Genomic DNA, 20,337 nt, shown 5'->3' on the forward strand with positions numbered 1-20,337 from the left:
CTTAAAAACCGTAAATATCGCGGTATTTGGTGTTGAGGTAACGGATATACGGCTGCGGATCAATTTTCGAACCGGTGACTTTTTCCACCAGTTCCTGCGGTTCGTACTTAGACCCGTGCCGATGGATTTTCTCCCGCAGCCAGCCCAGTAGCGCCGAAAACTCGCCGCGCTCAATCTGTTCTTCCAGATTGGGGATGTCCTGCTGAATTTTTTCCCACAATTGCACCGAAATCAGATTGCCCAGCGCGTAGGTGGGGAAGTAGCCGATCATCCCGCCTGACCAGTGGATGTCCTGCAATACGCCGAGACTGTCGTTCGGAGGGATAATTCCGAGGTATTCTTTCATGCGGGTGTTCCACGCTTCTGGCAGGTGTTTAACCTCCAAACTGCCTTCCATGAGAGCGATTTCCAGTTCAAGGCGCAACATGATGTGCAGGTTGTACGTGGCTTCGTCGGCCTCAACCCGAATGAAAGACGGTTCAACTTTGTTGATGGCCTTGTAAAAAGCCTCCAGGCTGACGTTGCCCAGTTGCTGGGGGAAGTACTCCTGCAGGCGCGGGTAGAAGAAGCGCCAGAAGGCGCGCGAACGCCCGACCAGATTCTCCCACATTCTAGACTGGGACTCGTGAACGGCTAATGAAGCCGCTCCGCCTAACACGCTGCGGCGGTATTTCCAGTCAATCCCCTGCTGGTAAAGGGCGTGGCCGGTCTCGTGCATGGTGCCGAACAGGGCTGAGGGGAGTTGATCTTCAATGACGCGGGTGGTGATGCGTACATCGCGGATACCAAAACTGGTAGTGAAAGGATGTGCGGAACGATCCTGCCGGCCGGCCTGCCAGTCATACCCAAAGCGAGTGGCGACTTCGACTCCAAAATCCCACTGTTTTTTATCGTCATATTTGAGATGCAGGAACGAATCATCTACCTGTGGGCGGGAAGCTATCGCTTGAATCAGTTCAACCTGTTGGGGGCGCAGCCGGGCGAAAATTTGCTGCACTTCGGCGGTTTTCAGGCCCGGCTCAAAATCATCCAGCAGAGGGTCATAAACATGGTCGTAAGGGGCAAAGTAACTGGCGTACTCGCGGCGCAATTCCACAATTCTTTCGAGATGCGGCTGAAAGAGTCCGAAATTCGACTCACTGCGAGCCTGAACCCAGGCGCCCTGTGCCATGGTCGTCACACGGGCGTATTCGGCAACTTTTTCGGCCGGTACGCGGGTTTGTTTATCATATTCGCGTTTGGCCAGTTTGATCAGGCGGGCGTCATCCGAATCGGGGTCGAGGGTCTGGGCATAGGGTACCAGCTCGTCCAGCAATTTGCCCATCTCATCCGAAGTCGCCATCTCATGCACCAGCCGCGAGAGAGTGGCCATCTGTTCACCGCGTTCTTCCGCGCCTTTGGGGGGCATGTAAGTTTGCTGATCCCATCCCATCAGGGCGCCGATCATCGAAAGATCCCAAATGGTGGCCATTTTTTCTTTGAGGAGGTTTAATTTTTCCTGCATGGGTGATCCTTTCTCTATAAAAAATTTGAGCGGGGATTGGATTTGCCCCGCTCCATTCTACCGAAAAATCAGGCAACTTTCCAGCGTAACGGCTCGCCTTTGAGGGCGGCCAGCACCTCGCTGGCAATGTCCTCGGCGGCGCGCCCCTGCGCCTCAACGGTTTGCGCTCCGATGTGCGGCGTGCAGACCACACGGGGGTGTTTGACAAGGGGAGTAATCCCCGGCGGTTCGGCTGCAAATACATCCAGTCCGGCCCCCGCCACCTTGCCGGACTCAAGGGCCGCCAGCAAGGCCTCTTCGTTGACAACCCCGCCGCGGGCTGCACAGATGAAATACACGCCGTCTTTCATTTTGGCGAAGGCATCCGCATTGATCAAATCCCGGGTGGTGTCATTGAGGGGGGTGTGAACGGTGATGATGTCGGACTGTTCTAAAAGCTCATCGAGTGTGGATGAACAACCGCAACGCTGTTCAATTTCCTCGCGTGTACGCAGAGGGTCATAGGCGATGACGTTCATTTCGAAGGCACTGGCGCGCTGGGCCACCGCCGAGCCGATCCGCCCAAAACCAATGATACCGAGGGTTTTGCGCCACAATTCGCCGCCTTCCAGTTCTTTTTTCAGCCATTTCCCTTCTTTCATGCCGGCATCGGCACGCGGAATTTCACGCAAGACCGCCAGCATCAGCCCGATGGTCAATTCGGCAACGGCGATGGTGGTGGCAGTCGGGGAATTGACCACCGTTACCCCTTTGGCTTTGGCGGCATTGAGATCAATGTTATCTACCCCAACACCGGCACGCCCAACCACTTTGAGGTTTTTTCCCGCTTCAAAAACGGCCGGGGTCACCTTGGTGCGTCCGCGTACGATCAGCGCGTCATAATCACCGACAACTTGCAATAATTCCTCCGCCGAAATACCCGAACGGTTATCCACTCTGGCAAATTGCCGCAAGATGGCCTGCCCGTTTTCTTCCAATCCATCGGTCAGCAGCACTTTCCATTCACTCATGACAGATACTCCTTTTTCCGTCGAAGTTGGGATTCTGGGAATGCGGGGATAACCCCCTGACATTGTACCTTAAGAAAACCATTCGATTGTGGAATTGGTATGAAAATCATCCACCAAACCTGACAAAACTCCCCCAGCGGCGGTTAGCGATCCAATTCCTCAACCAGTTTGAGGCAGGCATCATCGGTTGGGTTGGGCTGGTAGGAGGTGTTGAACCAGGCTTGCAGGATTTCACGGGCTACCGCTTCGCTGGTCAGGCGCAGTGAAAGGCAGAGGATATTGGCGTTGTTCCAGAGCCGCGCACCGCGCGCCGTTTCGGCATCCGCACACAGGGCCGCCCGCACACCACGCACTTTGTTGGCTGCCAGGCTGACCCCCGTGCCGGTCCAGCAGAACAAGATGCCTTCGTCAGCATTGCCCGCGGCGACTTCCTCCGCGACGCGCCGGGCGACCACCGGCCAGTAATGCTGCGGTTGACCGGGCGGATCTTCCGGATTGGGGCCGTAGTAAACCGGCGAGTGCCCCATCTTTTCCAATTCCCGGAGCACCACGCCAACGACGTGATGGTACTCATCTGCGGCTACCGCTACCTTCATGGCTGACCTCCTGTGTTAAAATTGCGTCTGATGCACTTTTCCTTGCATTCCCGATTACTCCGTTCCGAGCCGGTGCGCCGCTGCCGGCTGACCGAATGCCGCGCTGCCTGCTGCTTGCACGGCGTTTGGCTGGATTGGGAAGAATGGCAGGAAATCCTCCTGTACGCGCCCTTAATCATACCGCATATGCCGGTTGATTTGAATGATCCACGCGGGTGGGTGGATGGCAGAATTGAGGACGACCCATTTACCCCCAGCCGGCGGGTGATTCATAGCCGGGTGCTACCGGATGCCAGCCATTATGGGGGCACAGCCTGTGTCTTTTTAAGGGATGATTACAAATGTGCCTTGCAGGTGGCGGGTGAGCAGGCCGGCCTGCATCCGTGGCGCTTCAAACCGTTTTACTGCATTCTCCATCCGCTGGATTTGAACGAGGACGGCCGGATTACGCTGGATGAAACGGATGCGCTGTTAAGTGAGCCCGGCAGTTGTCTGCGCCCCTCAAACGAAACCGCGCTGCTGTTGCAAATCTTTAATGAAGAATTGCGTTATCTGTCGGGCGGACGGGGCTGGCAGGCTTTATTCGCGGAGGTCAGCGAAATTGATAAACCAGCACGCCCGGCTGATTCGTCACCAGATACAACCGGTCATCCTGACCAAATGCCATGCCAAAGGCGACACCGGGGACAGGCAGGGTGCGCAGATACTGACCATCCAGATTGAATATCATAATCCCTTTAATGTCGCTGACGTAGATTCTTCCCTGTGAATCCACCTGAATGGCGTTGATGGCACGAAACTGGTTGACGGCATCGCCGCCGCTGCCAAAGCGGTTGAGAAACTTGCCCTCCGGTGAATACTTGAAAACTCCTTCCGTGAAACTGCCCGCCAGGTAAAAATTACCCAGGCCGTCACCGCTCAGATAAGCCGTTAGTTCGCTTTCACCGGCTACGTTTTCAATGGCATGTTTGACCATCCACTCCACCTCGCCGTTGGCGTTCAGCAGGGCTAAGTCATCACCGTTGGCAACAATCCCAATTTTGCCGGTGCTGGTGAGAAAGACCTGCTGGATGGAAGTCCGTTCCAGTTGAATGGGCGGCAACGACGAACCGTCGGCCACATTCCGACGGTAGATGGCGCCATCATGGACGATGTGCAGGATGCCATCGCGACTGACGGCTAGCGAGAAAATTGTCGGTTTGTTTGATGTGCTGGCTTGGGGAGTGCCTTCCTCAATCCAGAGGTTGAGAAAATTACCCTGCGGGTCGAACTGCTGAATCCGCCCGCTGCGGTAATCACTGACATAGATGTTGCCCTGCGGATCAACCGCAATGTGGCGCGGATCGTCGAAAGAGCCGTTACCGATGCCTTCCTTTCCAAAGGAAAGAACAACCCGTTCCCGTCCAAACGGGTTAACGGTCAACCACCAGCTTTCCAGGGGGCCGCCATCCGAGACGAGCGCCCAAAACACAATTCCAACGGTCAACAATGATACAAGGGAAATAATCAGGAAGGTCAGGCAACTGCTGAACGCAAAAATGGATGCAGCGCCTTTGGCAATTCTGGCTGTTTGTTGATTGTTCAATGGGGTGGGTTGCTCCATCAGGCGGGAGGCCAACCGCATGGCGGCTACAGCCCGTTGAGCGTCCTCTGCTCCGGCGCCTGTGATTTGACGATAGAGTTGCAAGGCCTGGTCTTCTTGACCCTTGTTGAGTAATTGCATGATTTGATTGGCGTCTTCACCGCTGAGGGTGAATGTCTGGCTGGAAAAGCGGTTTTCAACCTCACCGATTTGTACAATTTGCCCCTGTTCCATCTGGGCAACCACCCGGCGGGCTTCCGGGCCATCCATGGCAAGTTTCTCCATCAATAGCTGGACGGCTTCTTCCACGCGGCCGGCACGGGTTAATTCGGCGGCTTCCCGCACTGAAACGGCTAACTCCGGCAGATTGAACAGACTCTCCGCCGGGCTGAGTGCCGGTTCAGTGGAAGCAGATCGCCGTAGTTCCGGGGGGACAATTACCGAGGAAAGGCAGTAAGTACAGGAAATGACCCCCTGCTCGCGGTCGGGTTCTTGCAGGGGTGCGCCGCAACTCGGACAGTGAAAGGTTTTACTCATTCTTACCCTCGCTTTATTCCCCCTGTCCCAATGAATAGGCGCGCTGCCCCTCAAAGGTGTAGAGGTTTTCGGTTTTGATGATCTGAAAACCGGCTTCATGCAATCGGTTGAGCAATGCAAGAATCCGGCGGTAATCCACTTCCTGATCGGCGGTGAAGCGACAGCGCCAGTGGTCTGTGCAGAAGGTTTCGGGAAAGCCACCGGGGTACACTTTGACGCCGCGGTTGGTGATCAACCGCAGGGGCAGCTCAGGTAGCGTCAGATCCGAGAGACGCCCGCCGAGTACATCCGGATTACGGCCGGGCTCGTTCCAGTCCAGAAAGATGTCCACCCCCACCAGCTGTTTGCAGCAAGGTGGAGCGCTCTGCAGCGGCGGCATTTGAACGCCGCCGCTGTGGAAATGAGCCGGCGGCAGGATTTGAGGCAACTGTCCCAACCGCTCGATGACCGCCCGGGCAAATTCCTGGGTGCCGACCCGTTTTTGGCTGATGCCGAGGCGGTAAATATCAATGGTGTGGATGCCATCCTCCAATGTGCGCAACCAGGCGTTATGGATGTGTTCGGCGGTTTCGGCTAACCCCACATGCACCAGCATTTGGACGGCGGCTTGCAACAGGCCGGAGGGGTTGGCAATTCCTTTTCCGGCAATGTCCGGCGCCGAGCCGTGAATGGCTTCGAACATGGCGAAATCTCGCCCCACATTCGCGGAACCGGCCAGTCCAACCGAACCGGCCACCTGAGCGGCCACATCCGAGAGGATATCCCCATACAGGTTGGGGGTTACAATTACATCCAGTACTTCCGGTTGAGCGGCCACCCTTGCCGTACCGATATCTATGATCTGGTGATCGGCTTGAATATCGGGGTATTCGGCGGCAATCTCGTTGAACAGACGGTGAAAAAGGCCGTCGGTGATTTTCATAATGTTGTCTTTGGTCATGCAGGTTACTTTGCGGCGGCCGTATGCACGGGCATATTCAAAAGCGTAGCGAATGATGCTTTCGCTGCCGGGGCGGCTGATGAGTTTGAGGACCTGGGTCATCTCGGCTGTCTGCTGGTACTCGATGCCGCCGTACAGGTCTTCCTCGTTCTCACGGATGATGACCACATCCATGCCGGGAAAGGCCGAAGCGACAAAAGGCGCGTACGCTTTACACGGGCGGATATTGGCAAACAATCCCAACGATTTCCGCAGGGTTACGTTGACGCTCTTGAATCCACTGCCCTGCGGCGTGGTGAGGGGCGCTTTGAGCAGCACGCGATTGCGCCGGATGATTTCCCAGGCCGAGTCGGGAATGCCGGAAGTGATCCCCTGACGGTAAATTTTTTCCCCGATTTCGATTTCATCATAAGCCAGGGTGGCGCCGGCAGCTTCCAATATGGTCAGCACAGCATCCATGATCTCCGGTCCGATTCCATCGCCGCGCGCAATGGTGATGCGTTGTTTTTCGCCCATCGTCTATCCTCTTTGGCAAGAATTGTATAGGGTAATGATAACGGTTTTCCGGCAAAATTTCCAACTCTTGTTAGGAAATTAATTGCTTTAGATTTAATCCGAATTTTGCAGGTTATTTGTAAGTGTTAAAATCCTAACCCCCCTTATAATTGGAGGTATGAACCTTTTCAGGAATAGAGGGTTTCTGGTCAGGTGGTTTTTGGGGGGCGCGCTCCTCCTGCCAGCAGTGATCCTGCTGGCGGGCTGTGGTGAGCGGGGGGTGCCCGGATCGTGGCTGCTGACCCCGATTGATCAGCCAGTGGTGATCAGCGCCACTTTGCCGCCGCCCGCCGAAACGGCTACCTTCCCACCAGTCCCAACCGACACACTTCCGCCCCCAACCATGGAGGCTGAGGTCACCGCAACGCCTGAACCGACCCTGACCTTCACCGCAACTGCCAGCGCCACCCTGCCACCCACGGTTGAAGGTACGCCAACCTTTGGCCCCAGCCCGACCCGGACGCGCACCCCCACCCGGACGCGTTTTCCAACCCGTACCCCTACCCCCAGCCGTACTCCCACCGTCACCCAAACGCCTACTCCGCCGCTGGCATTCATGCGGATTCAAAAACCGGGACCTTATTCCAAAATATCCTCTCCCCTGCAGGTGGAGGCGCTGGTCAGCCCGGGTGAGGATGGTTATGTCTATGTGGAGTTGATTGGCGAAGATGGGCGGGTGATCACTCGCCAGGCGTTGGATTACCGCTCGTTTATGAACCGTTACTTTTATATCAACCCTCAGGTGCCATTTGAATTGAATACAGCGGCCGAAACGGCACGGCTGGTGGTGCGTGTGCAGGACCGTTTTCAGCGTCCCACCTACCTCTGTTCGGTAGAGGTGGTACTGATGCGGCTGGGCCGGAGTGAGATAACTGCGCCGCAGATTGTGCAGGAACCCTACGTGGTGCGATCGCCGCGCGAAGGAGCAGTCATCAGCGGGGGAGTGCTGCGGGTGACGGGACTGGCGCGGCTGGTCAATGACCGCCCGTTGATTTTCGAACTGATTGACGAAAGGGGGCAACTGGTCAGCAATGCCGTAATCGAACATTCCCAGCCGTACGGCGACCTGAGCCATGTCCCCTTTGAGGTGTTCATACCCTATTCGGTCGAGCAGGACACCCCGGTTCGACTGGTCATTCGCCAGGAATCGGCTACCCGCATCCCCGGCACGGTCTGGCTTTCGAGTATGCTGCTAACCCTCCAGCCTTAATCGCTGGTCAATTTTTGAAAGCGCGGCACACCGCGCAGATCATTCAGGTCAGGGTCCTGGCGGCACCATTCTACCAGGTGCGGGTCAAGCTGAAGGGCTTCTTCCAGCAAATCCAATGCCCGGTCAAACTCACCGCCACCGGTCAACAGGCAAGCCAGATCATAAAGAAGTAAGGCGCGGCTTGCTCCCAGCTCCGCGAGGGAGGAAACCCATTGCAAGGCTTCCTCTTGAAGGGAGGAAGCCCGCGGGAGGTCATTCAACTTTCGATAGGTATGCACAAGATGCTGAATGACATGAATGTAACCGTTTCCTAGAATGTAGGAAAGGAGCGGAGTACCTTTGCGCCATTCAAAACGGTGAGGGTCAGTGAGGTCTTCATCCTCGAAACGGTTGAGAGCCTCCTTTACGGCGTTCATGGTGCTTTGGGCTTCTCGAAGCAGAGCCGCCAGGGGAATGTGTTGTTTGTCAAAATATACTTCACGGTTGACCTGATCATACGGGGGGTAAGAGGGCGGTGCTTGATTCCGGAAGGCGTAAGCCAGGGTTTCGACCATTCGCTGCCGCCAATAGGTGGTGTGTGCCAGCGAGTCTTTGGGAGACCAGTTTTCAAAAGTGCCTTCGGCGCTTCGTTCTCCTTCGCTGAGACTTTCAATCAGGTCCATCTCGGCCTGATAAGCCCTTTGCAGAAGGGTTACAATTTTTTGAACCAAATCTTTACCCATATAATCCCCTTTCTGGGGGTGTTGGAAACTTACTCTCCAATGATTTTAACCAGCACACGTTTACGCCGGCGTCCGTCGAACTCGCCGTAAAAAATTTGCTCCCATGGGCCAAAATCCAATTTACCGTTGGTGACCGCTACCACCACCTCTCGTCCCATGATTTGTCGTTTAAGGTGGGCGTCGGCGTTATCTTCGCCGGTGTTGTTGTGCCGGTACTGGCTGATCGGTTCGTGGGGGGCCAATTGTTCCAGCCAGCGCTCGTAATCATGGTGCAGGCCGGGTTCATCATCGTTGATGAACACCGAAGCGGTGATGTGCATGGCATTCACCAGACACAACCCTTCCCGAATGCCGCTTTCACGCAAGCAATCTTCCACCTGTGAGGTGATGTTGACGAAGCCGCGCCGGCTGGGGAGGTTAAACCAGAGTTCTTTGCGGTAGGACTTCATGACCTGTTCCTTTCCTTTCTACGGCAGGTTCTTGCGCCGCTGCAGGAAGATTTCCTGAGCGTTGATTGCCGGTTCACCTTCGGCTGGTTTCAGCCGCTTGTAGGTGCCGTCGGGGTTCATCAGGCGGGCTTTGACGTTATCTGCCAGATAGAGGGTGAGAATGTCCTCGTAGATGGTACGGATCATGCGTTTGTCTTCAATTGGGAAGAGTACTTCCACACGCTGATTGAGGTTACGCGGCATCAAGTCGGCACTGCCCATATAAATTTCTTCGTCGCCGTTGTTGTGAAAGTAGTAAATTCGGCTGTGTTCCAGAAAACGCCCCACAATACTGATGACGCGGATGTTTTCGCTCAAGCCTTTAATGCCGGGCCGCAGGCAGCAAATGCCGCGCACAATTAAATCAATTTTAACTCCGGCCTGTGAGGCGCGATACAGCCATTCGATGATGGGTTGATCCACCAGTGCATTCATCTTGAAAATGAGATGCCCGTTACCGTACTTTTGCTGATGTTCGATTTCGCGGGCAATCATCGCTTCGAATTGTTTTCGTAGATTAATGGGGGCTACCAGAAGTTTGCGGTAGTCCTCTTTCAGGGAGTAGCCGGTCAGGTAGTTGAACAGGTCGGTGGCATCGGCGGCGATTTCATCATCGCAGGTGAACAACGAAAGGTCTTCATACACCAATGCGGTAATGTGATTGTAATTACCGGTGCCTAAATGAACATAGCGGCGGATGTGATCGCCTTCGCGCCGCACTACCAGGGCAACTTTTGAGTGGGTCTTGAGACCGAGTAAGCCGTAAGTCACATGCACGCCTTCCTGTTCCAGCAAGCGCGCCCAACTGATGTTGCTCTCTTCATCAAAGCGGGCTTTGAGTTCCACCAGCACGGCAACTTGCTTGCCGTAATCGCGGCGGGCTTGCAAGAGTGCCTTGACCACCGGCGAATTGGAGCCGGTGCGGTAAAGGGTTTGTTTAATGGCCAGCACGCCGGGATCACGGGCGGCGGTTCGTAAAAAGTCCACCACGGGCGAAAAAGAATCGTAAGGATGATGAAGCAGGATGTTTTCCTGTTGAATAGCGCTGAAGATGGCGTCTTCTTCCGCATCTGGCCCAAAGCGGAGGATGGGCGGAGTGTAAGGCACGAAAGGACGATCCTTAAGCTCGTGGCGTTCGATGCGGGTCAGTTCCATGACCGCGCGTAAGTTCAGGGGTTTGTCGAGCACATACACATCGTTGCGGTCTACTTGAAGGTTGGCAATTAACATTTCCTTCAAGGATTCCGGAATGTCTTTCCGTACCATCAAACGCACCACTTTGCCAAAGCGGCGCTTGCGCACACTTTCTTCAATGGTTTCCAATAAATCGGCTGCTTCCAGTTCCTGAATTTCCATATCCACATTGCGGGTGACGTGGAAGAGGTGGGCGCCGGTTACTTTCAAGCCGGGAAAGAGGTCGTCCAGATTGGCTTGAATCAGGTCTTTCAACCAGATGAAGTAATGATGGCGGGGTACGGTGCCGTCCTTGCGAACGCTTCCCGACGAACGCTTAATCGGCACCAGTTGGGGCAGGGTGTCGGGCACTTTTACGCGCGCAAACCGTTGCTGTCCGTCTCTGCCTTCAAGGGTGATGGCAAGATTCAGGCTGAGATTGGAAATATGCGGAAACGGATGAGCCGGATCGAAAGCCAGCGGAGTCAGAACAGGGAAAACAGTTTCGTGAAAGTAGTCATCCGCAATTTGTTTCTGGCGGGGAGTTAATTCTTCGTAGGCGCGGATATGAATGCCGGCTTCATCTAACTTTGGCATTAATTTTTTGTTCCAGTAATCCCGTGCCTCGCTCATGATTTTTTGGGCGACCTTGCGGATTTCAACCAGCTGCTGGGCAGCCGTCAAACCATCAATCGAGAGATCTACCACCCCTTCATCGCGCTGGAGGATAAGACCGCCAACCCGCACCATGAAAAATTCGTCCAGATTGGAACCTAAAATACCCAGAAATTTAACTCGTTCCAGCAAGGGGTTCGATTCGTCCATCGCTTCTTCCAGCACCCGCCGCTGGAATTCGAGCATGCTCAATTCACGGTTGATATAGAGGGCAGGATTTTTGAGGTCAATTTCCTCAACACCGGCAGGGATTACTTCGGGCATTTTTGGCAAACTCGCTTTCTTTTTACCTTTGGCCATAGGCGTTTCGACTCGTTTTATGCATTTTTAGGTTTACCCTTTTCGCCAAGTTTAACCAAGGGAGAAGTCCATGTATATCCTATTATACTGAATCCCCCATCCGCTGGTTCATCGAAGTTTAAACCGCTTTGGGGCAAATCAATCAATGCCCGGCAATGTGTCCTGCTGCTGTTGATAAACGGCAACCCGGTTGCGGCCATTTTCTTTGGCTTGATAGAGGGCCTTATCGGCAGCGTCTACCAGTTGATCGAGACTGATCGGTTTGCCGGGTTCAAAGCAGGCTACTCCCAGACTGATGGTGATGAACGCTTTCCCTCTGGCGGTTGGGATGCTGATCGCTTCGACCGCATGGCGTAATCGCTCGGCAATGACGACGGCTTCCTTGATGCAGGTTTCCGGCAGTAAAATGATGAATTCTTCCCCGCCAAACCGCCCAATCGTATCAAACACACGGAGATTGCTGCGACAGCGTTGCGCCAGTGCCTGTAACATCTGATCGCCCACCAGATGACCAAAGGTGTCATTAATCCACTTGAAATGGTCAATATCCAGCAGGATGATGGCCATGTTCCGGTCGTAGCGGTGCGAGCGTTCCAGTTCGGTTTGAGCCACGTAATAAAAGTGGCGCCGGTTGAAAACACCGGTGAGCGAGTCGGTAATTGCCAGTTCGTGCAATTTCTGTTCGGCCAGTTTCCGTTCGGTAATGTCGCGGAAGGAAAACAGCCAGCCAATCTGTTTGCCTTCCAGGCGATAAGTGGTCATCAAGCAATCCAGTGTCACACCCGAATGGAGATCCAGCGTGATCGAGGTTTCCTCCACAGAATGCCGGATAATTTCTTCGACTGTGGATAAGAAGGGACTGCCGTCAGACATTTTTTGAGCCAGCATATCCAGTGGATGATGATCAATCTGATTGTGCCAGTTGTTGGGCAAGTCGAAGAGTTTCACCAGCCGTTGATTGTAGAGAATGACGTTCAGGTCCTGATCGAACACGACCAGACCGGAGGCGGAAGAATCTACGGTGGCTTGTAAAAGCGCCATCGAGCGGCGCAGGTCTAATTCCACCTGTTTTTGTTCGGTGATGTTATGAAGGGTGATGATATACCCGCTCAGTTCGCCGTTATCCTGAATGAGACGATTGACCTTGACCTGATAATGCTGGGTGGTGCCTTTGCCGGGCAGGGAAAGCTCGGTGATTTGAGTGGAGCGCCCGATGCCAAAATCGGCCCAATTTTCAGCCAGTGGCAGCAGGCTGGTTATTTCACGGCCAACCAATGTTTCAGCCGGGGTTGAAAACAAAGCGCATGCTGCCGGATTGGCATCCAATACCCGTTTGCCGGTATCTGCCACAATCACTGCATCCGACAGGTTTTCAAACAGGGTGTCACGGGCGACGGGCACCAGATCAAGCAGGTGGTGGCGAAACAGCGCCCATGCAATGATGAGATTGCTGATTCCAAAAGACAAGGGGACAAGGTCGTGCAGGTTTAGGGGGATCCAGCCTGCAGCGGTGATGATGCTCACCAGCCAGGGAATGATCGTGCCGACCAGTAAAGTGCCAACCTGCCTGCGGAACAGGCGCGGTGCACCGATGTACTTGACCACAAAAAACAGCGTGGCGAGGATGATCAGGGTGTAGGCATAGACAGTATAAATTCCGAACAGGGATCCGTTCTGGAATTCCAACGCATAAAACAAGTCCCTCTGGATGACCTGCGGATTGATTCGGAATAAACCGTGAAGGGCATCCGTCCAGATGAATGCCACCATGAGGCCGGCAAGGCCAAAGAGCAATTTCCAATTGAACCGTTTGAAGGGGATTTGACGATAGTTGTAATCCAGCGCAAAACCCAAATAAAAAACCGGCAACAAAGATGCTGCCAGAAATTGAATGTTATTCCAGAATAATCCGATTTCGATCCGATGGCTGAGGATTTGGAGGATGTAAGCAAACACCCACAGGGCTTCTGAGTATGCCAGACCCGCCAGCGCCCGGGATGCGACATCCTGCTTGCGGGTAGTGGCTAGCCGCCCGACCCAGATGCAAATCCCCGCTGAAATCAGATAGGGTAACAGGCCGATGATGTAGCGTAAGATCATCAAAATTCAGTAAGGTAATATTCTGGTAGATTAAATCTAATCATACCTTATAATTTGCAATTTTGATTTAATGAAATTGCAAACTTCACTTGACAACCCCGGTCAAGACGTTATAATGGTGTTGTAAATACACTAACAAGATGTTTTTAATTTTTTTCAATTTAATTTGTGTAAATTTTACACGAAGGAGGCGAGATGAGCGATTTACTTTCAACCCGATCACAGGCGTTTGTGGATTTTATTGAAAAATGGCTTTCTGAAAGACCGGTTTTGCCGATGGCGCATGCTGCTCCGCATCCCGAACGTGTTGCCATCCTTTCGGTGGATATGATCGAAGGGTTTTGCCATATTGGCCCGCTGGCAAGCCCGCGAATTGCGGCCATCGTTCAGCCGATTGTGGAACTGTTCTCCAAAGGCTGGCAGCACGGTATCCGCCATATTCTGCTCAGCCAGGATGCCCACGAACCGGATGCGGTGGAGTTTGGCTCATGGCCGCCTCACTGCGTACGCGGCACACCTGAAGCCGAAACCGTAGCAGCCTTCAAAGCCCTGCCGTTTTTCGATCAAATGGTTATTCTGGAAAAGAATTCCATCCATAGTGGACTGAATACCGATCTCAACCGCTGGCTGGAAGATCATCCGCTGGTGGATACTTTTATCGTTGTGGGGGATTGTACCGATTTGTGCACCTATCAACTGGCCATGCACCTGCGGCTGGATGCTAATGCCCGTCAGCGTCACCGGCGGATTATTGTGCCGGCCAATGCTGTTGAAACCTATCATCGCAGCCTGGAAACTGCGCAAGAGCAGGGCGGTCTGCCGCACGATGGCGATTTGCTGCATGCCATTTTTCTCTATCACATGGCGCTGAACGGCATTGAGGTGGTTGCCCGCATTGATTAAGCCGGTCATCGGCAGGTGTGAGACACAGACGTGTTCGGGTTGGGCAGTAAGTTGCTCAACCCAACATGTTTAACCGCCGAAAATCAGCCCGAACTTGATCCTCGAAGGCGGTTGGCTTTTTGATATAATAAGGTACTTCGTGGAGGTGAAGTATGGATCAGAACAATCAAGAACGATATGAAGACAGCGAGTTATATCGTATCCGCCATTCGCTGTCGCACATTATGGCGCAGGCAGTCCTGGAAATGTTCCCGGAAGCCAAATACACCATCGGCCCGCCGGTGGAAAACGGCTTTTACTACGATTTCGACCTGCCACGCACGCTCACTCCCGAAGACCTCGAAAAAATCGAAAAGCGCATGCGGCAGATTGTGGCCGGCAAGTACGATTTTGTCCGCAAAGTGGTCAGCGCTGACGAAGCCCGTCGGATTTTTGCCAACCAGCCTTACAAGCTGGAACTGATCAACGACCTTGAACGCGGTGAGACCGACGAGCACGGTCAGCCGCTGGATGAAAAACCCGAAATTTCCATTTACACCCACGGCAATTTTGTGGATCTGTGCCGTGGCCCACATGTGCAAAATACTTCTCAAATCAATCCCTCGGCCTTCAAACTGATGAGCGTAGCGGGAGCCTACTGGCGCGGTGATGAAAAAAACCCGCAATTGCAACGGATTTACGGCACGGCGTGGCGCACCAAAGAGGAATTGGAGCGCTATTTGCAAATGCTGGAAGAAGCCAAAAAGCGCGATCATCGCAAACTGGGCAGGGATTTGGAGATTTTCATCTTCGATGATGAGGTTGGCCCCGGTTTGCCGCTCTGGCTGCCGCGCGGTGGGGTGATCATTGAGGAACTGGAAAAACTGGCCAAGGAAATGGAAGAACAAGCCGGTTATCAGCGTGTGCGCACTCCGCACCTGACCAAAGAAGACCTGTTCCTGCGCAGCGGCCACCTGCCGTATTACGCCGAAAGTATGTACCCGCCGATGGAACTGGAAGGGGTGCGTTACTACGTCAAACCGATGAACTGTCCTTTCCATCACAAAATTTATGCTGCCAAACCGCGCAGTTACCGTGATTTACCTGTCCGGCTGGCTGAGTACGGCACCTGCTACCGCTATGAGAAAAGCGGCGAGTTGTTCGGGCTGATGCGCGTGCGTTCGATGCAGATGAATGATGCCCATATCTACTGCTCGGAAGAACAATTCGAGCAGGAATTTTTGGCGGTGGTGGAATTGTACTTAAGGTACTTTGCGCTGTTTGGCATCGAAAAATACGTGATGCGCCTGAGCACCCATCACAAGCGCGGACTGGGCAAGAAATACGTGGACAACGAACGCCTGTGGCTAAAGACCGAGGAAATGGTACGCAATGCCATGCGCCATGGCGGCGTGCCGTTTGTGGAAGCAGCCGATGAGGCGGCTTTTTACGGGCCAAAGATTGATGTGCAAATCTGGAGCGCCATCGGGCGGGAGTTCACCCTTGCCACCAATCAGGTGGATTTTGCCGTACCGGAACGCTTCAACCTGACTTTTGTCAACCGTCACGGTGAGGAGGAAACCCCGCTTTGTATCCACCGCGCTCCGCTCAGCACGCATGAGCGCATGGTCGGCTTTTTGCTGGAACATTACGCCGGTAATTTTCCGGTCTGGCTCTCGCCGGAGCAGGTACGCATTATCCCCATAACTGACTCTCATAATGAGTATGCCCGCCAGTTGGAGCAGGAAATGCGGGCAGCCGGCATTCGCGCTGAAGCCGATTTGGGACAGGATCGCATGAATGCCAAGATCCGCTCGGCGCAGCTGCTCAAAATTCCCTACATGGCGGTGGTTGGAGATCAGGAGGTCAACAGCCGGACGATTGCCCTGCGCCGGCGGGACGGCAGTCGCCAGAACGATGTGCCGGTGCAGGCCTTCATCGAGCAGGTCAAGGAGCGTATCCGCACCCGCTCGGCTGAATTATGAGTTAAATTGGTGAAATTGAAAGGCAGAATCGGTTGACATCACTTTCAACCTGTGCTAATATTCTGCTCCAGAACAATTGAATAAGCCCCTAAAAGGCGCTCTTATCCAGAGAGGTGGAGGGACCGGCCCTGTGAAACCTCGACAACCTGAAAACCCTTTAAAAAGTGGGTTTTCAAGGTGCCAAGTCCGGCAGAACGAATTCTGGAAGATGAGAGGGCACTTCTTAATGAGATAGAAAGTTGCCCCTTGAGGCCAGAAGGGGCAACTTTATTTTACAGGAGGATCAAAAACAGAATGAACACCACTTTTATGAACTCGCCGCGTTACTTGTTCACCTCTGAATCGGTAACCGAGGGCCACCCGGATAAGTTGTGTGATCAGGTCAGTGATGCGGTACTGGATGCCTGTCTTGAGCAGGATCCTTATTCGCGTGTGGCTTGTGAAGCGGCAACCAAAACCGGCTTTGTGCTGGTCTTTGGCGAAATCACCACCCGCGCACAAATCAATTTTGATGAACTGGTGCGCCGCGTCGTCAATGAAATTGGTTATGATAGCAGCGAAAAAGGCTTCGACGGTACTACCTGTGCCGTGCAGGTGGCCATTTCCAAACAGTCCGGTGATATTGCCATGGGCGTGGACAAAGCATTGGAAGCCAAGACCGGCTCGATGAGCGAACGAGAAATTGAAGCCGTCGGCGCCGGCGATCAGGGGATGATGTTTGGGTATGCCTGCAATGAAACCCCCACCCTGATGCCCATGCCCATCTATCTGGCTCACAAACTGACCCGCCGGTTGGCGGAAGTGCGCAAAAACGGCACATTGCCCTGGCTGCGCCCGGACGGCAAATCTCAGGTTACAATCGAATATCGCTTCGGCAGGCCTCACCGGGTAGATACCGTCCTGATCAGCACCCAGCACGCGCCGGAGATCTCTCAGGAGGAAATCTATCAGGCGATTACCCGGCACGTCATTTATCCGGTGCTTCCGCCGGAAATGGTGGATGATCAGTTGAAGATTTATGTCAACCCCACCGGACGCTTTGTCATCGGCGGGCCGATGGGAGATTCCGGTCTGACCGGCCGCAAAATTATCGTGGATACCTACGGCGGGATGGGCCGGCACGGCGGCGGTGCCTTTTCCGGTAAAGACCCGACCAAAGTCGACCGTTCGGCAGCCTACGCTGCCCGCTGGGTGGCCAAGAACATTGTTGCTGCCGGTCTGGCAGAACGGGTGGAAATTCAGGTGGCGTATGCGATTGGGGTTGCCCGCCCCTTAAGCATTAATGTGGAAACCTTTGGCACCGGCACCATTCCAGATGAGGAAATTGCCCAATTGATTAATGAACATTTTGACCTGCGGCCCGGTGCCATTTTGCGCGATCTCGATCTGCGCCGTCCGATCTACCGTCAACTGGCGGCCTACGGCCATTTTGGCAGGGATGATTTAGACCTGACCTGGGAACGCACCAACAAAGCCGAAGCATTGAAGCAGGCTGTGGCTGCCAAACTGGCAACCGCAGCGGATTAAGTACCCGAACCGCTGTTGAATTGGAGGACACCCGCCATCCCTGGACGGGTGTCCTTTATTTTTCGGCTGGCGGTGCGGTGGGGCCGTAATCCAACACCTCGCGCACCTGTGAGTTGGGCAGAGCCGGAGAAATAATGCCTTTTTCTTCGAGAGCGTCAATCAATCGGGCGGCACGGGTGTACCCGATTCGCAAGCGGCGCTGCAGCATGGTGATTGAAGCGCGTCCCTCACGGCGCACCAGATCAATGGCTTCCTTTAAGAGGGGATCGCCATCGTTTTCCTCATCATCCCACAGAGGCGTTTGTTTGAGCGGGATACCGGCCGGGAGGAGGTCTGCCGGGGATGCCGGGCTGGTTTCGCTGCCGCTTTTCTCGCGGATCATAGCCGCCTGGGTGCGCCAGAAATCCACCAGGCGTTGAATCTCAATATCCGAAACGAACACGCCCTGCAAACGGACCGGAGCAGCCGCATCCGGGGCTTGAAAGAGCATGTCACCGCGCCCCAAAAGACGTTCGGCGCCCGGTTGATCGAGAATCACGCGGCTGTCAACCGATGAGGCTACCGCAAAGGCAATCCGGGCAGGAAAATTAGCCTTGATCAGGCCGGTGACCACATCCACCGAGGGACGCTGAGTGGCAAGAATTAAATGGATGCCAGTGGCGCGTGCCAGTTGCGCCAGCCGGGTGATGGCGCGCTCGGTTTCATCGGGAGCCAGCATCATTAAGTCAGCCAGTTCGTCAATCACAGCCACCAGATAAGGCAACCGCTCGGCCGGGTGGCGGGCGTTGTAATCCTGAATATTGCGCGCGCCGCTTTGTGAGAATTTGTGGTAGCGGGCATCCATTTCGCGCTGCAGCCATTGGAGCGCACCGATCACCCGCTCGGTATCCACCACAACCGGGGCCAGCAGGTGAGGAATGCCGTTGTAACCCGTCAGTTCCACACGTTTGGGGTCAACCAGAATCAGGCGCATCTCGGCGGGGGTGTTGTTGAGCAGGAGACAGGTGAGGATGGAATTGACGCATACCGATTTGCCGGAGCCGGTTGTGCCGGCGATCAGCAGGTGCGGCATGGAGGCGAGGTCTACCGCCACGGGTTTACCGGCAACATCCTTACCGAGTGCAAACCGCAGGTCTGAGCGGATGCGTTTGAAGGCATCGCTTTCGAGCACTTCGCGCATCGAAACGCGGCTGATTTCGGTATTGGGGACTTCGATGCCCACGTAAGCCCGCCCGGGTACCGGCGCCTGAATGCGGATGCGCGGCGCGGCGAGCGCCAGCGCCAGATCGTCGGCCAGTGAAGCGATTTTGGAAACCCGCACGCGCGTCCTTCCGGAGCGGGTTTCTATAAAATCGGGCTCAACCCCAAAGCGGGTTACGGTAGGGCCGCGGGAAATATCCACCACATGCGCAGGCGCACCAAAGGAAGCCAGCGTTTCTTCGATCAATTTGGCGCGTTCTTGTTCCAGATTGGTCTGCTGGGCGGAGGGTGTGGCGGGGTCGAGAATGGAGTCCACTGGGGGTAGTTCCCAAATCACTGCCGGCGCGCTGGCGGGAGGTTGCCGGAGGGGGGCAGGGGAGGCGCGTTCGGGCGCTTCCGCCGGTTGGGTTTCCATCCCGGCCGAAGATGCCACGGAAGACGCTGCCGGGGAAGGTGCGGGACTTTCCCGCCGGGCTGTGGAAGAACGCTGGGGGGTTGCCGGAGGTAGAGGTTGAAAATCGGGGGGTAGTTCTTGCGATTCGGCTTCTTCTGATGATTTCGGCGGGCGGCTGGCAATAGCCCGTTCAATCTGTTTTTGCACACCGCTGAACAGCGGTTGAAACCGGCGCATCAATTCGGGTATGGAAAGGTCAAAGGTAAATACGACTGCAATGATCAACCAGGCCAGCAAGAGAATGACCGCCCCTGCCACCCCCACGCTGGAAGTGAGCAAACGCAGCAAAAAACCGCCAATGTAACCACCGCCTTTTCCCAATGCGGCCAGTTCCATCTCTCCGCCGGCAATCAGGTGCAACCATGCAAGAAGGTTGAGGTAAAGCAGCAAACCACCGATTAATCGTTCGGCCGAAAGGCGCGGCAGACGTTCAAAACTGCGAAAAACCAGCCATAAACCAACCGCAATGAACAGAATGGGCAGAAGATAAGCCCCCCAGCCGCTCAAACGCGAGAGGAAGGAAATCCAGGCGCCGGTAATGGAAGAACGCTGCGAAGAGAGCAGACTGAGCAGGGTCAGCAAGCCAGCAAACGCCAGAAACACTCCCAATAGGTCTAATTTTCGATCCAGCGAGAGTGAAGGAAGCGAAAAACGGCTGCTGCCAGAGCCTCCCTTTGTTGCACGCGAGCGTCCGGCTGCCGGCGAGGCCCGGCCGGTTTTGCGGCTGGCTGGACGTTCTGCCGTTTTGCTGCGTCCGCGCGAAGAGGACGCAGGAGAGGGTTTTCGGCTTTTGGAAGGATGTTTTGCCAATGCAAACCGCTCCATTCGGAAAAGGTGTTCTATATCCATTATAGCCGGAATTGAGCAAAACATTGACGGTTGAAGGCCGGTTTCTGG

14 protein-coding genes, 1 pseudogene and 1 riboswitch are annotated in these 20,337 nt (G+C 54.7%); of the genes and pseudogenes, 5 read left to right on the forward strand and 10 right to left on the reverse strand.

Translation table 11 applies throughout. The annotated features are described in order from the left end of the window. Position 1 precedes the first annotated feature (1 nt). The 3 genes from AC812_RS08650 to AC812_RS08660 form a co-directional block, all read right to left on the reverse strand. Positions 2–1,504 carry a carboxypeptidase M32 gene (locus AC812_RS08650; RefSeq protein WP_061913913.1) on the reverse strand — a complete coding sequence of 501 codons (1,503 nt, stop codon included), beginning with the start codon at positions 1,502–1,504 and terminating at the stop codon, positions 2–4. Positions 1,505–1,572: 68 nt separating this feature from the next. Further along, entirely contained in the window at positions 1,573–2,514 is a 942-nt protein-coding gene (locus AC812_RS08655) for a hydroxyacid dehydrogenase (protein WP_061913915.1), read from the reverse strand. A 143-nt stretch (positions 2,515–2,657) separates the two neighbouring features. Continuing rightward, positions 2,658–3,110, reverse strand: coding sequence for an RpiB/LacA/LacB family sugar-phosphate isomerase (locus AC812_RS08660; protein ID WP_061913916.1), 453 nt, complete (start codon positions 3,108–3,110; stop codon positions 2,658–2,660). 30 nt (positions 3,111–3,140) lie between these two features. On the opposite strand from AC812_RS08660, the pseudogene AC812_RS18490 reads away from it, so the two are divergent. Continuing rightward, positions 3,141–3,680 (forward strand): annotated as a pseudogene (locus AC812_RS18490) (DUF3109 family protein); the annotation flags it as partial. A gap of 22 nt (positions 3,681–3,702) precedes the next feature. On the opposite strand, the gene AC812_RS08665 reads toward AC812_RS18490, so the two are convergent. Then, the gene (locus AC812_RS08665; RefSeq protein WP_061913918.1) at positions 3,703–5,229 is read right to left on the reverse strand and encodes a tetratricopeptide repeat protein; all 1,527 of its coding nucleotides are present in this window, start codon (positions 5,227–5,229) and stop codon (positions 3,703–3,705) included. Between the two features lie 13 nt (positions 5,230–5,242). Beyond that, the gene (locus tag AC812_RS08670) at positions 5,243–6,685 is read right to left on the reverse strand and encodes an NADP-dependent isocitrate dehydrogenase (RefSeq protein WP_061913920.1); all 1,443 of its coding nucleotides are present in this window, start codon (positions 6,683–6,685) and stop codon (positions 5,243–5,245) included. 157 nt (positions 6,686–6,842) lie between these two features. On the opposite strand from AC812_RS08670, the gene AC812_RS08675 reads away from it, so the two are divergent. Continuing rightward, positions 6,843–7,934, forward strand: coding sequence for a hypothetical protein (locus AC812_RS08675; RefSeq protein WP_061913922.1), 1,092 nt, complete (start codon positions 6,843–6,845; stop codon positions 7,932–7,934). On the opposite strand, the gene AC812_RS08680 is transcribed toward AC812_RS08675, so the two are convergent. From AC812_RS08680 to AC812_RS08695, 4 genes are all read right to left on the reverse strand, one after another. Next, positions 7,931–8,656 (reverse strand): TPR end-of-group domain-containing protein, encoded by a 726-nt coding sequence (locus tag AC812_RS08680; RefSeq protein WP_061913924.1) that lies wholly within the window; start codon positions 8,654–8,656, stop codon positions 7,931–7,933. The genes AC812_RS08675 and AC812_RS08680 overlap by 4 nt on opposite strands. 29 nt (positions 8,657–8,685) lie before the next feature. After that, complete coding sequence (locus tag AC812_RS08685) at positions 8,686–9,105, reverse strand: secondary thiamine-phosphate synthase enzyme YjbQ (protein ID WP_061913926.1); 420 nt, start codon at positions 9,103–9,105, stop codon at positions 8,686–8,688. Positions 9,106–9,123: 18 nt separating this feature from the next. Then, on the reverse strand, positions 9,124–11,256 hold the full coding sequence (ppk1, locus tag AC812_RS08690; RefSeq protein WP_061913951.1) for a polyphosphate kinase 1: 2,133 nt from the start codon (positions 11,254–11,256) through the stop codon (positions 9,124–9,126). 174 nt (positions 11,257–11,430) lie between these two features. Continuing rightward, positions 11,431–13,392 carry a histidine kinase N-terminal 7TM domain-containing diguanylate cyclase gene (locus AC812_RS08695; RefSeq protein ID WP_061913928.1) on the reverse strand — a complete coding sequence of 654 codons (1,962 nt, stop codon included), beginning with the start codon at positions 13,390–13,392 and terminating at the stop codon, positions 11,431–11,433. Between the two features lie 195 nt (positions 13,393–13,587). Here AC812_RS08695 and AC812_RS08700 point away from each other — a divergent pair, with 195 nt between their 5' ends. From AC812_RS08700 to metK, 3 genes are all read left to right on the forward strand, one after another. After that, positions 13,588–14,295 carry a cysteine hydrolase family protein gene (locus AC812_RS08700; protein ID WP_061913930.1) on the forward strand — a complete coding sequence of 236 codons (708 nt, stop codon included), beginning with the start codon at positions 13,588–13,590 and terminating at the stop codon, positions 14,293–14,295. A 152-nt stretch (positions 14,296–14,447) separates the two neighbouring features. Next, positions 14,448–16,259 carry a threonine--tRNA ligase gene (thrS, locus tag AC812_RS08705; RefSeq protein ID WP_061913932.1) on the forward strand — a complete coding sequence of 604 codons (1,812 nt, stop codon included), beginning with the start codon at positions 14,448–14,450 and terminating at the stop codon, positions 16,257–16,259. A gap of 98 nt (positions 16,260–16,357) precedes the next feature. Next, positions 16,358–16,474: riboswitch (SAM riboswitch) on the forward strand. 79 nt (positions 16,475–16,553) lie between these two features. Beyond that, positions 16,554–17,786, forward strand: coding sequence for a methionine adenosyltransferase (gene metK, locus AC812_RS08710; RefSeq protein ID WP_061913934.1), 1,233 nt, complete (start codon positions 16,554–16,556; stop codon positions 17,784–17,786). A 55-nt stretch (positions 17,787–17,841) separates the two neighbouring features. Here metK and AC812_RS08715 read toward each other — a convergent pair whose 3' ends face one another. Further along, the gene (locus AC812_RS08715) at positions 17,842–20,250 is read right to left on the reverse strand and encodes an FtsK/SpoIIIE family DNA translocase (RefSeq protein WP_169787280.1); all 2,409 of its coding nucleotides are present in this window, start codon (positions 20,248–20,250) and stop codon (positions 17,842–17,844) included. Positions 20,251–20,337: the final 87 nt, after the last annotated feature.

Origin of the sequence: Bellilinea caldifistulae, from assembly GCF_001306055.1 — a bacterium.
GTDB classification, from domain to species: Bacteria; Chloroflexota; Anaerolineae; order Anaerolineales; family Anaerolineaceae; genus Bellilinea; species Bellilinea caldifistulae.

Bases quoted from the DNA above. Each gene is read 5' to 3' on its own strand.
- AC812_RS08695 (WP_061913928.1), bottom strand. From the start codon at position 13,392: ATGATCTTACGCTACATCATCGGCCTGTTACCCTATCTGATTTCAGCG.
- AC812_RS08665 (WP_061913918.1), bottom strand. From the start codon at position 5,229: ATGAGTAAAACCTTTCACTGTCCGAGTTGCGGCGCACCCCTGCAAGAA.
- AC812_RS08675 (WP_061913922.1), top strand. From the start codon at position 6,843: ATGAACCTTTTCAGGAATAGAGGGTTTCTGGTCAGGTGGTTTTTGGGG.
- AC812_RS08670 (WP_061913920.1), bottom strand. From the start codon at position 6,685: ATGGGCGAAAAACAACGCATCACCATTGCGCGCGGCGATGGAATCGGA.
- thrS (WP_061913932.1), top strand. From the start codon at position 14,448: ATGGATCAGAACAATCAAGAACGATATGAAGACAGCGAGTTATATCGT.
- AC812_RS08655 (WP_061913915.1), bottom strand. From the start codon at position 2,514: ATGAGTGAATGGAAAGTGCTGCTGACCGATGGATTGGAAGAAAACGGG.
- metK (WP_061913934.1), top strand. From the start codon at position 16,554: ATGAACACCACTTTTATGAACTCGCCGCGTTACTTGTTCACCTCTGAA.
- AC812_RS08680 (WP_061913924.1), bottom strand. From the start codon at position 8,656: ATGGGTAAAGATTTGGTTCAAAAAATTGTAACCCTTCTGCAAAGGGCT.
- ppk1 (WP_061913951.1), bottom strand. From the start codon at position 11,256: ATGCCCGAAGTAATCCCTGCCGGTGTTGAGGAAATTGACCTCAAAAAT.
- AC812_RS08685 (WP_061913926.1), bottom strand. From the start codon at position 9,105: ATGAAGTCCTACCGCAAAGAACTCTGGTTTAACCTCCCCAGCCGGCGC.
- AC812_RS08700 (WP_061913930.1), top strand. From the start codon at position 13,588: ATGAGCGATTTACTTTCAACCCGATCACAGGCGTTTGTGGATTTTATT.
- AC812_RS08650 (WP_061913913.1), bottom strand. From the start codon at position 1,504: ATGCAGGAAAAATTAAACCTCCTCAAAGAAAAAATGGCCACCATTTGG.
- AC812_RS08660 (WP_061913916.1), bottom strand. From the start codon at position 3,110: ATGAAGGTAGCGGTAGCCGCAGATGAGTACCATCACGTCGTTGGCGTG.